Annotated in this window: 17 protein-coding genes and 1 pseudogene; 1 reads left to right on the forward strand and 17 read right to left on the reverse strand. The window is 32.2% G+C overall.

What is annotated here, in order from left to right; translation table 11 throughout:
• Window positions 1-6 precede the first annotated feature (6 nt).
• From hisF to ACESR5_RS04960, 10 genes and pseudogenes are all read right to left on the reverse strand, one after another.
• Window positions 7-771 (reverse strand): imidazole glycerol phosphate synthase subunit HisF, encoded by a 765-nt coding sequence (gene hisF / locus ACESR5_RS04915; protein ID WP_087936288.1) that lies wholly within the window; start codon window positions 769-771, stop codon window positions 7-9.
• Window positions 741-1,478, reverse strand: coding sequence for a 1-(5-phosphoribosyl)-5-[(5-phosphoribosylamino)methylideneamino]imidazole-4-carboxamide isomerase (gene hisA / locus ACESR5_RS04920; protein ID WP_087243280.1), 738 nt, complete (start codon window positions 1,476-1,478; stop codon window positions 741-743). Before hisA ends, hisF begins: the two co-directional genes overlap by 31 nt.
• On the reverse strand, window positions 1,475-2,080 hold the full coding sequence (gene hisH / locus ACESR5_RS04925) for an imidazole glycerol phosphate synthase subunit HisH (protein ID WP_087243281.1): 606 nt from the start codon (window positions 2,078-2,080) through the stop codon (window positions 1,475-1,477). The genes hisA and hisH overlap by 4 nt, the downstream gene beginning before the upstream one ends.
• Before the next feature lies 1 nt (window position 2,081).
• Window positions 2,082-2,669 (reverse strand): imidazoleglycerol-phosphate dehydratase HisB, encoded by a 588-nt coding sequence (gene hisB, locus ACESR5_RS04930; protein WP_087243282.1) that lies wholly within the window; start codon window positions 2,667-2,669, stop codon window positions 2,082-2,084.
• A complete protein-coding gene (hisD, locus tag ACESR5_RS04935) occupies window positions 2,644-3,969 on the reverse strand; it encodes a histidinol dehydrogenase (protein WP_087243283.1) in 1,326 nt (441 codons plus the stop codon). Before hisD ends, hisB begins: the two co-directional genes overlap by 26 nt.
• Window positions 3,970-3,973: 4 nt before the next feature.
• Entirely contained in the window at window positions 3,974-4,591 is a 618-nt protein-coding gene (gene hisG / locus ACESR5_RS04940) for an ATP phosphoribosyltransferase (RefSeq protein WP_087243284.1), read from the reverse strand.
• A complete protein-coding gene (locus ACESR5_RS04945) occupies window positions 4,588-5,550 on the reverse strand; it encodes an ATP phosphoribosyltransferase regulatory subunit (RefSeq protein WP_373154515.1) in 963 nt (320 codons plus the stop codon). The genes hisG and ACESR5_RS04945 overlap by 4 nt, the downstream gene beginning before the upstream one ends.
• Window positions 5,551-5,802: 252 nt before the next feature.
• Window positions 5,803-7,545: a hypothetical protein gene (locus ACESR5_RS04950; protein ID WP_087936292.1), complete on the reverse strand. Its 1,743-nt coding sequence runs from the start codon at window positions 7,543-7,545 to the stop codon at window positions 5,803-5,805.
• 3 nt (window positions 7,546-7,548) lie between these two features.
• Window positions 7,549-8,433: pseudogene (locus ACESR5_RS04955) on the reverse strand (DUF89 domain-containing protein).
• Entirely contained in the window at window positions 8,393-8,782 is a 390-nt protein-coding gene (locus ACESR5_RS04960) for a hypothetical protein (protein WP_373154517.1), read from the reverse strand. Before ACESR5_RS04960 ends, ACESR5_RS04955 begins: the two are co-directional and overlap by 41 nt.
• A gap of 227 nt (window positions 8,783-9,009) precedes the next feature.
• Here ACESR5_RS04960 and gdhA point away from each other — a divergent pair, with 227 nt between their 5' ends.
• Window positions 9,010-10,353, forward strand: coding sequence for an NADP-specific glutamate dehydrogenase (gene gdhA, locus ACESR5_RS04965; protein ID WP_087243289.1), 1,344 nt, complete (start codon window positions 9,010-9,012; stop codon window positions 10,351-10,353).
• Between the two features lie 74 nt (window positions 10,354-10,427).
• On the opposite strand, the gene ACESR5_RS04970 is transcribed toward gdhA, so the two are convergent.
• From ACESR5_RS04970 to ACESR5_RS05000, 7 genes are all read right to left on the reverse strand, one after another.
• On the reverse strand, window positions 10,428-10,712 hold the full coding sequence (locus ACESR5_RS04970; RefSeq protein ID WP_087243290.1) for a hypothetical protein: 285 nt from the start codon (window positions 10,710-10,712) through the stop codon (window positions 10,428-10,430).
• Window positions 10,713-10,754: 42 nt separating this feature from the next.
• The gene (locus ACESR5_RS04975; RefSeq protein WP_087243361.1) at window positions 10,755-12,509 is read right to left on the reverse strand and encodes a phosphoenolpyruvate carboxykinase; all 1,755 of its coding nucleotides are present in this window, start codon (window positions 12,507-12,509) and stop codon (window positions 10,755-10,757) included.
• A gap of 96 nt (window positions 12,510-12,605) precedes the next feature.
• Complete coding sequence (locus ACESR5_RS04980) at window positions 12,606-13,103, reverse strand: hypothetical protein (RefSeq protein ID WP_087298114.1); 498 nt, start codon at window positions 13,101-13,103, stop codon at window positions 12,606-12,608.
• 27 nt (window positions 13,104-13,130) lie between these two features.
• Window positions 13,131-13,631: a signal peptidase I gene (gene lepB, locus ACESR5_RS04985; protein ID WP_129737386.1), complete on the reverse strand. Its 501-nt coding sequence runs from the start codon at window positions 13,629-13,631 to the stop codon at window positions 13,131-13,133.
• A 29-nt stretch (window positions 13,632-13,660) separates the two neighbouring features.
• Window positions 13,661-14,386 (reverse strand): SigB/SigF/SigG family RNA polymerase sigma factor, encoded by a 726-nt coding sequence (locus ACESR5_RS04990; protein ID WP_087243293.1) that lies wholly within the window; start codon window positions 14,384-14,386, stop codon window positions 13,661-13,663.
• Window positions 14,373-14,804 carry an anti-sigma F factor gene (spoIIAB, locus tag ACESR5_RS04995; RefSeq protein ID WP_087243294.1) on the reverse strand — a complete coding sequence of 144 codons (432 nt, stop codon included), beginning with the start codon at window positions 14,802-14,804 and terminating at the stop codon, window positions 14,373-14,375. Before spoIIAB ends, ACESR5_RS04990 begins: the two co-directional genes overlap by 14 nt.
• Window positions 14,801-15,142: an anti-sigma factor antagonist gene (locus ACESR5_RS05000; protein ID WP_373154521.1), complete on the reverse strand. Its 342-nt coding sequence runs from the start codon at window positions 15,140-15,142 to the stop codon at window positions 14,801-14,803. Before ACESR5_RS05000 ends, spoIIAB begins: the two co-directional genes overlap by 4 nt.
• Between the last annotated feature and the right edge of the window lie 109 nt (window positions 15,143-15,251).

Consider the following 15,251-nt stretch of genomic DNA (forward strand, 5'->3'; position numbering starts at 1 on the left):
CAATTCTCAATTCCTCCTTACTGGAATGTGATGACTGGCACATAATGCTTTCACATCATCAATAGTCGCTTCCTGATAGTGAAATAAAGAAGCTGCCAAGGCCCCATCACAATTTGTTTTTTCAAATACTTCCACAATATCTTCCTGATTCCCACACCCACCACTGGCTATGACGGGAATAGAAACAACGTCAAGGACTGCATTTAACATATCAATATCAAATCCATCACGGGTTCCATCTTTATCCATAGATGTCAATAAAATCTCACCAGCTCCCAGCTGTTCACATTGTTGAACCCATGTGATTAAATCCAATCCCGTATTTTTTCTACCACCAGCCATATAGACATCATAACCACTTTGATCATCACGCATCTTGGCATCAATTGCTACAACGACACACTGCACACCAAATTCATCTGCAGCCTGTTGGATCAATTGTGGATTTAAAATCGCTGCTGAATTGATAGAGACTTTATCTGCTCCACTGGATAAAATCATACGAAAATCATCTAAAGTACGAATACCCCCACCGACAGTTAATGGAATCGACAATTCACTGGCTGCACGTTGAATCAGATCTTTGATAATATCACGATTTTCATAAGTCGCAGTGATATCTAAAAAAACAACTTCATCAGCACATTGTTCATCATATCTTTTCGCAATTTCAATAGGATCACCCACATTTTTTAATCCTACAAAATTCACTCCTTTAACAACCATACCATCTTTAATATCTAAACAGGGAATGATTCTTTTGGCAAGCATGATATCACCTCTTTCAAGTCAATCTGACCTTCATAATAAGCTTTTCCAACAATACAGCCATAATAACCTTGTCTGGCTGCTTCCAAAATATCTTCAGCTCCTTTTACGCCGCCAGAAACAATGCAATGTAAAGATGTTGTGTCTTTGATTTTTTGATAGATGGGAAATGATGGTCCCTGTAATGTACCATCTTTAGAAATATCTGTACACACAATATATTGAACTCCCATTTTTTCTAATTCCTGTAAAAAATCTAAGTAATATATCTGTGTATTGACAAGCCATCCTGAAGTCGATACAAATCCATCTTTGATATCCACGCCCACAACAATACGTTTAGCTCCATATTTCTTTAAAGCTGTTTTTAAAAATTCAGGATTTTCAATAGCTGCCGTACCTAAAATCACACGATCAATCCCTATTTTTTCTAAGTATAGTTCTACGGTATCCATTGTTCTGATACCACCACCGACTTCAATAGGAATAGAGATGGTCTGACGAATTTTTTGAATTGTTGAAAGATTTGTTGTTGTCCCGTCTTTAGCTCCATCTAAATCTACCACATGTAAATAATTGGCTCCCATATTCTGAAACTGTAAAGCCAGTGTTTCTGGTGATGAAGAATAGACTGTTTTTTGTTGATAATCACCTTTATATAAACGCACTGCCTCACCATCTTTTAAATCAATTGCTGGAATAATAATCATTGCACCATCTCCTTAAACGCTAATAAAATTTTTCTTCCGACTGCACCACTTTTTTCAGGATGGAACTGACATCCCATGACATGATCCTTTGCGACAACAGCCGTGATCTTGGCTTGTCCATATTCACAACAGGCAATGAGTTCATCATCGGTTGGATAAGCCATATAAGAATGAACAAAATAAACATAATCCCCATTTTTTATATTTTTCATTAAGGGATGATCTTGTGTGAGAATCAGTTCATTCCATCCCATATGTGGGATTTTGGCCTGCACATCCATCAGTTTGACTTCACCTTTTAAAAAGCCTAATCCTTCCGTTGGAGTCACTTCATAACCTTTTTCAAATAAAATTTGCATTCCTAAACAGATTCCCAATATTGGAATACCCGCTTCTTTTCTTTCTTTTAAAATATCAATCAGATCATATTTCTTTAAATGTTCCATCGCTACTGGAAATGTTCCTACACCAGGCAGTACAATTCCTTTGGCCTGTCGAATCACATCGTGATCTCGACTCACCACAACATCCATACCAAGTTTCAAAAAAGCATTTTGCACACTCATTAAATTTCCAACATGATAATCAATAATCACAATCATCTTATAAAACTCCTTTTGATGACACAATCTGATCTTGATGATTTTCATCAATCATGACTGCCTGTTTTAATGCACGTGCAAAGCTTTTAAACATCGCTTCAATAATATGATGTGTATTTTCACCATAGCTTTCATGAATATGCAAAGTCATCATAGCATGATCACTGACTGCTTTAAAAAACTCTTTTGTCATCTCCGTTTCATATTGACCAAGTTTCATACAAGGCAATTGTGCATGATAAACAAGGTAAGGACGACCACTTAAATCAAGTGTTGTTGTGACGAGTGCTTCATCCATGACAATAGCCATTTGACCATAGCGATAAATGCCTTTTTTATCACCTAATGCTTCTTTGATACATTCTCCTAAAACAATTCCTAAATCTTCTATTGTATGATGACTATCAACGTTTAAATCACCATGACAAATCACTTTTAAATCAAAACCACTATGGAAAGCCCATAATTCAAGCATATGATCCATAAATCCAATACCTGTATCAATTTGAGCTATACCTTGCCCATCTAGATTTAAGGACATATCAATAGATGTTTCTCTTGTTTCACGCTTTATTTGACTTTTTCTCATATGTATCCTCCTCAAATCTCACTGCAACACTATTGGCATGTCCGTCTAATCCTTCTTTTTTGGCAAATGTGATGACATCATCTTTCAATGCTTCTAAAGCTGCTTTTGGATAATAACTGTATGATGAGTATTTCACAAAATCATAAACACCTAAAGCACTATAAAATTTAGCTGTTCCTCCGGTTGGTAAAACATGATTTGTTCCTGACATATAATCACCAAGTGGTTCTGGTGTATATTCACCTAAAAATATAGATCCAGCATTATGAATCAGTGGTAAAGTATTCATTGGGTTTTCTACAAGCACTTCAAGATGTTCAGGCGCAAACTCATTAGAAACCTGAAAAGCTTCTTCAATTGAATTCACAATAAATGCTCCACCATAGTTCTGTAACGATTCTTCAATAATTTCTGTTCTTGGTAATAACTGTATCTGTCGTTTCAACTCTTCATTGACCTTTTCAACAAGTGAAGGCGATGTTGTGACCAAAAGAGCACTGGCTAAACGATCATGTTCCGCCTGACTCATTAAATCGGCTGCAATATATTTAGGATTGGCTTTGTCATCTGCCACAATTAAAATCTCACTAGGTCCAGCAATCATATCAATGTCTACTCGGCCATAACAGCATTTTTTAGCTGTCGCTACATAAATATTGCCTGGTCCGACAATTTTATCAACTTTTGGTAAGGTTGCTGTTCCTATCGCAACTCCAGCAACACCATGAGCGCCCCCTACCTTATAAATTTCATCAATCCCACAAACATAGGCTGCTGCTAGAATGCTAGGATTCACTTTTCCATCAGCTTTTACTGGCGTGATGATAATCAGGTTTTGAACTCCTGCAAGCTTTGCAGGAATTGCATTCATCATAACAGTTGATGGATACGTTGCTGTTCCTCCTGGTACATATAAAGCCACTTTTTCCAAACCTCTTACCAATTGCCCCATCATGACACCATTTTCCTTATATAATGACCATGATTTATCCACCTGATGTTGATGAAAAGCTATTAACTGTTCTTTAGTACGCTCTAAAATACGCATAAAGTCTTTACCAACACTTGTGACACCATCCAAGATTTCTTGTTTTGAGACAATCAAATCTTTAGGATTATCAATCATGAAACCATCTAAATCTCGACAATATTTCATTAATGCCTGATCTCCATTTTTTTCAACATCTTCAATCATATTCATGACAGTATCATTGACCTGTTTGGTCATTTCAGTTTTACGTGATGAAAACTTTTGCACAACATCCTTAAACTGCCCTTGTAAATCATAAACTTTTAACATCTTATTACTCCCCTTTCAATTTATAAATCAAATCAAAGATTTCTTCTTTTTTAAATTTTAAACTCACTTTATTGACAATCATTTTTGTAGAAATATCACTGATTTTTTCAATAACCTCTAAACCATTGGCTTTAAGCGTTGAACCTGTTTCTACAATATCCACAATAGCATCACTTAATCCCACAACAGGCCCCAGTTCTACTGAACCTTCCAGCTTTATGATTTCAACATCTTCCTGTTTTTGGTTAAAATAATCCTTAGCCACTTTGGTATATTTAGAAGCAATACGTTTACGACGATGAAAAACTTTATCTTTGTAACCAGGATAAGCAGCGACTGCAAAATAACATTTTCCTATATCCAAATCCAGCATTTCATAATAATCCTGGAAATCACTATCTTCTAAAGTATCTTTTCCTACAAAACCGACATCAACGATCCCATGTTCTAAAAAAGTCAAAACATCATTGGCTTTCGCAAAAATCATTGATAAACCATCAGGAGTTTCAATCATGAGTTCACGGTCTTTATGAAAAATAGGTTCCATATCAAATCCCTGTTTTGATAACAATTGACAAACCTGCTTTTCAATACGCCCTTTTGTAATGGCTATTTTAATCATGCTTCTTCCTCCTTTTCTAAAGCTTTGAGAATATGACTTAAATCATAACTAAATCCAATTGCAGGAACCTGCCTTTGAAAATGATTCATGAGTTTATCATAACGTCCACCATTCATAATAGGTTCAGCACTATAAGGCGAATACCCCTTTAACATAATACCTGTATAATATTTCATCATTGGCGTCATAGCTAAATCAAATGTTAAAATGTCTTTCATCTTTGATTGTTGATATAAATGAATGCACTCTTCAATAGCCTCTTTTAATAATGGATCATCTATCAGTGATTGAACCTGATATAAAACTTGAATATCACCAAAAGCTTGAGGTAACATCAACAACAAATCATGGAGATGATTATCAAAATGATGACTCTCTACAAAGTCTTTCATAGCACTTAAATCGCGTCTTTTTAATATATTGATGAATTTCTCATCATCCACGATTTCAACTAAACGGTTATAAAATTGAGCCGATCCCATTTCAATGCGTAATGTCTTTAATCTTAAACACTGCATTGTTTCTAAAACAAGCTCTAAGCATTCTAAATCTCCCGCAACACCTGCTTTTCCAAGCAATTCTATGCCTGCCTGAAAAAATTCACTGCTTCTTCCTTTATGTCTTTTTTCTTTACGATAAACCTTCCCAAAATAACAATATCTTTTTTCACCATTTTCTTTTTGTGAGCTATACAATCTTGCTAGTGGAACTGTAAAATCCACTCTCAATGCCACTCTTTTGCCTTCATAATTGATATATTGAAACATCTTTTCTTCATCAATTCCAATATCCATATCATTATAAAGTTCCACATATTCAAATGATGGCATCAAAACTTCTAAATAGCCATGTTCAACAAAAATATGTCTTAAATCATTTTCAATATCTCTTAACTTAGACACATTATTCATAATGGCATCAATACTTTCTTCAGGTATTAAATATTTAAACTCTTCCATGTCAATCCCCCTTTAACAAAAAAGACGAGTCTTAATGACTCGTCCAAACCTTCTATAAGTCATTAGATACACCCATTTATAAAGTATATGCAAAACGGGCTGTATCTTTCATAGATATAACCCTAAGTGTTCCAATGGTGATGGCGATGAAATTGTTGATTTAAAATTGTCTTTTTCATAAATATCACCTCATTTTTTATCATTTTAACACACTTTAATAAATAAAAAAAGAATTTTTTGAAAATTCTTTTTTTACCATGCATTTTCCACAACCTGATGACCATCAATGCGATAAAGATAGTCAGTTGTTTGACGTGTTTCATATTCACCATTATTGGTAGGATGATCAGTTGGCATATAACTTATATCATAAAGTCTTGTTCCAATATAATCATGACCATATTTCTTCATGAAAATGATTTCTTGAAACGTCTGACTTTCTTCAACAGAAGAATCAACTCGCCTATTAATATAAATACCATATTCATCATTATTTTGATGATAAATCAACATTGATAAAATTTGGACATCTAGAATAGTTCCTTCTTCATTATTGATTCGTGTGATTTCCCTATCCAATGACTTAATCACTCGATAAATATCCGTATTTTCGTCATGAACTTTCACAACATCCTGTGTAGACTGGAAAGATGTCATATCATCTTGTTGGATAGCCTGTTGATAAGCCTGATATCTTTGTTGATCTTGTTTTTCTCTTCTTTTTTCTATTTCTGATTTTTCTTCTGGCTGTGATGTTGAAGCTGTCACTGTTTCATTGTCTTGGTTCTCTTCTTGACTTTTCTTTTCCTCATTTTCTATATCGTTATCTTGAGAAGTAACATCATTCATATAATCTTCTTGTAAAACAACTGTATGTCCTCTATCTAACTGATAAAGTTCACATCGAAAATCTTTGAATTGAATGATATAAGGATGCTGTAACTTGACATATAACATATGATCACCAATCAACTCTGCCTGATAAGGTTTTGAATTGATTTTAATGACATTTTTATCAATCATTATATTGATATCCTGATGACTATAAGAACTACCCTCATATTCCTCATATAAATCTTGAAGTGTTTGATGTGGTGTCGTTAAACTATAGAATTGATATTGTTGCTGACTTTCAACATACACAACATCATGAAAAGTTCCTATATCATCTATCGAATCTACATACATCAAGGTCGCATCTTTTCCAAACACATAAGCAACATCGCGATAAATCTGAACCCCATTCACATCTTCACGATAAGCTATAGCACCTTGATCAACAAGCAATTGTGTTACATGTGTCATTGGAGACATCAATGACCAAAATGCCACTATCACAGATACTGTATAAAAAACAATCTTATACTTCTTCAATATATTCGCTAAAAAAACACAAATAAAGATAAAAGCAAGAGTCCCTATATCTCCAAATAATCGACTGATATCTATAATCGTTGTTGAAGTCGATAGACAATAAATAATGCCCCCTACTATTTTCATTATAATAATGACACCAAAAAGCATATCTATCATCAATAGCATAAAAGATATTCTTCCAATCTTGGTTGTCTTTTGATTAATCAATTGAGAATATGAATCTTTCAATTGATTGAAAAGAGTTTTCTGATACTCTAAAACAACGATATCATTTTCAAATTCCAAATAAATAACGCGACGCAGTAAATGAATTTTTATTAACTGATGAAAATCAAAAACTTTATCTTGATAAACAAAACATTGGTTTTCATCAACATCCACAACTTCACTCTTTAATCTTTTCAAATCAAAAAAGCTTTTTATATTTTGAATATAGCTAGCTATTAAAACAATTATAATGATGAAAAACAAAAGAAAAAACATGATATAAAAATGATAAGTGATCATGACAACTGGTAAACTAAATAAAAACAAAGCCCCTATCAAATAGTATTTTTGATTGTTTTGTTGTGTTTTCCAAGAAGCTCTATCTATTATTTTTTTCACATGAAGTTTCATTGGCTATCCTCTCTTTCTTTGAGATAGACAGACAAGCGATTTTTCTAAAGCACCTATATATTGACTGATCACTCCACATTTAACCATCAATAAAAAATAAATATTTTTCTTTTCTTCACTTAAGCTTTCAAAATTAGCCTGTCCTTTTGCTATCACTATATCCACCTTATGATAGATTTCAAGAAACTCTTCACTGACACGTGAAAGAACTGTTCCTAATGAACTGTCACCATTAGATATAATGGTTGCATATTCATCAATACCTACCTGATAGGCATCTTCTAATATAGAATCATTAACCACAGCTGCTCCTCTTGTCGCAAAATACAATGTAATATCAGGATTGATATCCTTGATTCTTTTCAACAATAATTTATCTAAACAGATTTCTCCACAATTATCTCCCAAATATAATAAAGATGAAGATGTCTTAATATCAGCTTTTAAATCTTCAATATGGTCAATAGTTAATGATAACTGATCTATATTTTGAAAATACTTTGTTACATCTTGTTTTACATTTTGATGAAGAGGACTAAAATCTATAATATTTCCTACTATTGCATATTTAACAGCCTCTTCAAAAGAATGAATCTGGTTATCTAATTAATTCAGTTGTTTTAAAAACATCTGATTATAATCATGTCTTAACTGATAGTAAGGATCATCATGATGAATATACGCTTTGACCATGGCAAAAACTTCACCTATAATTTCAGGGTTTGTTTTTGTAAAATCAACCTGACTCATATAGGCAAAAAACTGGTGAAACAATTCATCCTGATCCAGACATCCTGTCATACTTGCCATCTTGACAACCTGATTAACCAGACATGGTAAACATTGTTTATTCATTTTCATTGGTTTTATCCTCTTGAGTGAAATCATTATAAGCTTTTAAAAAAGCATCACTATTAAAAACATAGATATGACTTGTTTTTTGATGCTCAACAATAATATGATGCTTAGACTTTTTTTGAATGGATTGAATATTTTGATAAGGAATCAATGTTGGTAACATAGCTGCAACTTTCCACTCATAAATCATCATTTCATTATCAAATAAAATAATCTTATATCTTGCAGTCATTAATAAAAGTGCAATCAATGATAATAAAAGACAACCTATGGCCTGTGGTAAAGCTTTTTGCATAAAAGCATAAAGACTCAAAATCATCAATATAATAAATAAGAAAAGACAAAATAAAAATGTACGATATTCTTTAAATTTTTTCATCATTTTTTATCACCTCTTGTAGTTTAACATATTTTATAAAGAATGAAAACTTTATTCATAACATTATAAAAAATTATTATTTTCAAAACAAATCTATCATTTAATTCTATTTATACTAAAAAATAAGAATTATTTTATCTAAATTTCAAAAAATGTAATAATTTTTTATTAAAATGCTTGTTTTTTATTTATCATTGTATATAATAAGTTCAAGGAGGATTCAAACTATGAAATATATTGAAAGAGTTTTAGAAGATGTAAAAAGAAAAAATGCTGATCAGCCTGAATTTATTCAAGCTGTAGAAGAAGTCTTGGAAAGCTTAGAACCTGTTATTGAAGCTCATCCTGAATACGAGGATATGGCTATTTTAGAAAGATTGGTAGAACCTGATAGAGCCATTATGTTCAAAGTCCCTTGGCAAGATGATCAGGGAAAAGTTCATGTCAATAGAGGATATCGTGTTCAATTCTCAAATGCGATTGGACCATATAAAGGTGGTTTAAGATTACATCCATCTGTTAATTTAGGAATTATTAAATTCTTAGGTTTTGAACAAATCTTTAAAAATTCATTAACAACTTTACCAATTGGTGGAGGTAAAGGTGGTTCTGATTTCGATCCACAAGGAAAATCAGACAATGAAATCATGCGTTTCTGTCAATCATTTATGACTGAATTATATCGTCATATTGGACCAGACGTTGACGTACCTGCTGGGGATATTGGAACAGGTGCCAGAGAAATTGGATATATGTATGGACAATATAAAAGAATCAGAGGAGCCTATGAAAATGGTGTCTTAACTGGTAAACCATTACCATATGGTGGATCTTTAATTCGACCTGAAGCAACTGGATTTGGTGCTGTTTATTATGGTAAAGAAGTTTTAAAACACTTTAATGATTCTTATGAAGGTAAAACAATTGCATGTTCAGGTTATGGAAATGTTGCCTGGGGTGTATGTTTAAAAGCAAGAGAATATGGTGCAAAAGTTGTATCTATTTCTGGTAGAGATGGGTATGTTTATGATCCTGATGGAATTACAACTGATGAAAAGATTGATTTCTTATTAAAAATCAGAAGTTCAAATGATGTCAAACTTAAAGATTATGCTGAAAAATTTGGATGTGAATTCCATGCTGGTGAAAAACCATGGGGATTAAAAGTTGATATGGCTTTCCCATGTGCAACACAAAATGAAATTGGATTAGAAGAAGCTAAACAATTGGTTGCTAATGGAGTGAAATATATTATTGAAGGTGCTAACATGCCTACAACACCTGAAGCCATTACTTACTTCTTAGAAAATGGTGGAACTTTAGGACCTGCAAAAGCAGCAAATGCTGGTGGAGTTGCTGTATCTGCATTAGAAATGGCTCAAAACTCTATGCGTTATAGCTGGAGCGCTGAAGAAGTTGATCAGAAATTACATGATATCATGGTTGATATTCATGATTCTTCAGTCAAAGCTGCTCAAAAATATGGTTTAGGTTACGACCTAATTAAAGGAGCTAATATTGCTGGATTTGAAAAGGTTGTAGCTGCTATGATTTCTCAAGGAATCTATTAATAAAAAAAGATTGTCAAGATATCATTGATATTTAGACAATCTTTTTTATTTTCATAAATAAAGCATCATACTTATTAACGATTCTTACGATAACTTAATAATAATGGTATGACATTCACCACAAAAGAACCTATTACAAATATCCATAGCATCATAGATAATGTTGGTGCAACATCTGCAATAGCACTCCAATCCCCTGCTAAACTCCAAGACGCTATCATTTGATACTGATCGCAAAGTGTCAATGCCATCAAGAATAAGGAAAGAACCATAAAAATATGATAATTTTTACCAGCGTTATACATATACAAATTCAATAAAGTCATGATAAGAGTTAATATTCCAAATATAATCCACATATATTTCTCCTTTTAAAAAATAGGAAACATTGCTGTTTCCTATTATTCTTCAACAGGTAATTCTTTTAATTCTTCCTCACCTGTTACATATTTTAAAATGGCAATAGCTGCATCTTTTGGTCCTTGATGTTCGTTTCCTTTAATACCTAAACGTGTACGCAACTGACCAACTTTTACACCTTGCTTAAACATTCTTTTAAAATAATCCTGTAAAATAGGTTCAGTCTGTTCTCTTCTTTGAACTGGTCCAAATGGATTCGCAAAATAGCTTCCTACAAGTCCATATTCTGTTGTTGTTCCTTTTGCCATACGATTTCCTGCTCTAAAGACTTCTAAAGCTTCTTCTGGTGTATCAAAGAAACTTAATGCTTCACCATCTTCATCATAGTTATTTGCATATAAGAACAAATCAACATCATGTTTTGCCACAACATCTTTATAGTCTGTAATTGGAATGACAATACGTGCATTGACTTTATCTGGATTCATAAAGACTGAACGGTCTAATTCTTTAAAGCTATATCCTGCATCCAAGTCATCTAATCTGACAAAAGCTCCAATTTCAGTTCCTGAAGTCTTCACTTTTCCTTTATCACCAAGTGAAAGTACTCCCATATCATCATAGATTGTCTTTAAGTCTGTAATATAAGCAGCTCCAATCACTTTAATCTGTTCAATTGTTTCACTCTTACCAGCTCCACTATCACCCATAACAACGATATTTTTTGTTTCACCATTATGAAGTGTCATTTTAACCATAGCTCCATGGATTGGTAATTCACGATGATTAATCTTTTGAACATTATGCAATGTTAAACACATTTTTTTCATATATCCAAAATAATCAAAATCATCACTTGCTGATAATAAAGCAACAATCATATCATTAGATTCATCCTGATAGAAAGCCTGATTCATTTCACCATCTTCATAACCATAAACATAAATTAAATCTGGTTTACGATTACGATATTCAGATTCATCAGCCAAATCAAACAAGTTACATAATGTTACACCTTGTGCCATAAATTTCACGTTAAAGTAAACAAAACATAACAAATCTCCTACTTTTGCAGGATAACATAACCATGATTCTGCATCGAACTTTTTATCTTCAATAGGATTTGTTTTGATTTCTGGAAAGACTCCATCACGTTTATTACGTTTAGAATAAGCAATAAATGGTGGATGAATAACAACAGATTCAATAAATGGAATTTCATCTAAATTACGATATTCATATGGTAAAAATGGTCGCATATGCGTTACAGCTAAACCAGCATTTACCCCTGCAGTAATCTGACGTAAAACTTTATCTTTCTTTCCAATCGCTGATTGAATAGAACGATAAACTTCTAATACCAATTCTTCAAATTCACTTTGTGCATCTGCAAACTGAACATTTTGATAACCTGCTCTTTTTGTTTCATTAAAAACAATTGCATATCTTTGTAAACGACGCCAGAATAAATAAATATCTTCAACCAAAGCAATAAACATATCACGATCTTTAAAATATGCTTTTGTCTGAGAACGCATAGCACAAACTTCTTCTACTGACATGACTAATAATAATTTAAAAACATCTCTTAAATCTCTTAATAAGTCAACATCATCTTCTTCAATAGCATGTAAATATTCGTAAATAGTTGTATCAGTTCTTTTAATATGTTTAATATATTTTTCTAAAACTTTCGCAAAAGACTCACTTTCAATTAATTGACAACGACTTTGACAGAATTCTTCAGAAAAATTTAAAATTGCATTACCACGAGTAATATTAAATTTATATGCCATATTTTCACCCTTTCCTTTGAGAGATGTTTTTCCATCTTTCAAATATGAATCAATTCTATCAAAAAAATGCCATCTTGACTACAAAAATCATAAAATTTATGAAATGATAGCGGTTTTATTTTCTATTTTGATTTGATTTTCATTTTTTAACAGTATTTTTTCTATATAATAGACAGAAAGGTATATATTTTTATGAGAAATATAAATATGTTGATTATTTTTACTTACATTTATACAATTTCCATTATATCTGATTTCATCTCTTCCAAAATCAATATGATAAGTCACATCATGTAATTGATAAACCATCGTATGTTTACCATAGTCAACATAGACCTTGGCATTTTGATCTTGAATCACAAACCAGTTATATAAATCATTGAGAGATAAATAATATTGATTATCTTTTTGAAATCCTTTGAAATCAAACGTATAAATTTTTTCATCTTTATGATATGTGCCTATATAAGTTGTCATAGCTCCCTGATATTCATAATAACGACTTCGATGACAATACATATATCCAATCGTTCCAATGAGTAAACATAAAATCACACCTACTAATAATACACGTTCATATCTTAATTTTTTCATAAATCCTCCCAAAAGAAAAAGGTCTTATCAAAAGACCTTAAAAAAGACACGACCAACAACCTGATCATCAAAATCAATATATCCTATATTTCTAGAGTCAACACTGTGATTACGATTATCCCCCATCACAAAAATCTTACCTTCTGGAATATCATAAGAAAAATCTTCATTACCTTCCATAGGTCCATTGATATAATCTTCATTCAGTAATTGACCATTACGATAAAGCTGATTATCTTTCATTTCAAGACGATCACCTGGCAACCCAACAATTCTTTTAATAATCTGATCTTCACCCTCAGCCACATGATACTTCACAACAACAATATCATTATAAGAGGGTTTCCCTCTTTTATAAAAGAATTTATCAACCAAAATGATATTTCCATTTTGATAAGTCGGCTCCATTGATGAACCCACAACTCTTGATATCTGAACAAAATATAGAACGCCCAGTGTGAAAACCACTGTTATAATAATGACTTTGATATATTCTAATAAAGATTTTTTAAAATCACTTTTTTCCATTTTTCTCGCCTCTGATGTATTATAGCATACTATTTTCCATCTTTTAAGCGTGTTCTTAATTTTGTCACAATTTTCTTTTCTAATCGAGAAACCTGTACTTGAGAAATACCTAAATATTTCGCAATTTTATCTTGATTATAATCCAATTGATATCGCATATAAATAATCATTTTTTCTTTATCATCCAGTTTTTCCATTTCCATTTCTAAAGCAATCTTTTCAAACCACATTTCATCACTTTTATCAATCAGACGATCTTCTACACTGATCGTCGATCCATCTTTTTCATAAATTGGTTCATTTAATGATGTTGGATAATAAGAAGCATCTATGGCTTCTACAACGTCCTGTGGTTCAACACCTAAATACTTGGCGACATCTTCAATCGTTGGTTCCTGATTGTTTTGACTTTGCAGGTATTCTTTTGCTTTGGTGACTTTAATATTTAATTCTTTTAAAGAACGAGAAACTTTGATGGTTCCATCATCTCTAAAATAGCGTTTAATTTCACCCATAATAATGGGTACTGCATAGGTTGAAAACTGAACCTGATATGATGTATCAAAATGATTAATAGCCTTCATCAAACCAATACAGCCAATCTGAAATAAATCCTCTTTATCATAATAACTATTTTTAAATCTATGCACAATTGACCAAACTAATCCTAAATTATCTTTAACGACCTCTTCTTTAGCCTGTTCATCCCCTAAACGGACTTTTTTTAAAAGATCCAATGTTTTAGATTGTGTCATGATTCTTTAAACTTTTTGTGATGATAAGTTTTGTTCCTATATTGACAACACTTTCTATTTCTAACTGATCCGCCAGTGTTTCAATAATGGTTAATCCCATTCCTGCATGTTCAAGGTCTTTTGCAGTTGTATAAAAAGGTGCTTTGACTTCTTCTAAATTTTCAATCCCCTTACCATAATCCTGTACAATCAGTTGAACCTGACGTCCATCAATCTTCATTTTCATAACCACAGAACATTCTGTATTTTGATTATAACCATGAATAATAGCATTACTGACTGCTTCTGATACAATTGTTTTCCATTCAATAATTTCATCAATAGTTGGATTTAAAGGTGTTAAAAAAGCCGCTACCGTTGTTCTGGCAAAATTTTCATTATCCAAGATAGCGCTAAAACTGACTTCCATTTGATTCATAATGTTCCCTCCTTTAAATGTTCTATTGATTCATAATAAGGCATAATCTGAAACATTCCTGTTAATTCAAAAAGACGATAAGCCACAGGATTTAATCCTGTTAAAATCAGTGTACGATGTTCAAATTTCAACTGATTATAACGCCCTAGTACAAGTCCTATGCCTGAACTATCTATAAAAGATGTATTTTGAAAATCAAAAATCACATCTTCTTCACTCTCATCTATCAAATCACTTAACTGTCCACGATAAACCGGTGCCATAACACTATCAATTTCACCATAAAAATGAACAATAATCAGATGATTTGCTTTTTCAATCTCTATATGATTATCCATATCTCTTCCTCCTTCTTTGGTATCATATACCAATTCCAAATGAAAAAAAATCGTTTCGCTAAAACTAGAACTTATTCAACAAAACTAGAATATTTATGCAAAATAAAAA

This window comes from Clostridium sp. AUH-JLR23 (assembly GCF_964238065.1).
Classification (GTDB): Bacteria; Bacillota_I; Bacilli_A; order Erysipelotrichales; family Coprobacillaceae; genus Allocoprobacillus; species Allocoprobacillus merdigallinarum.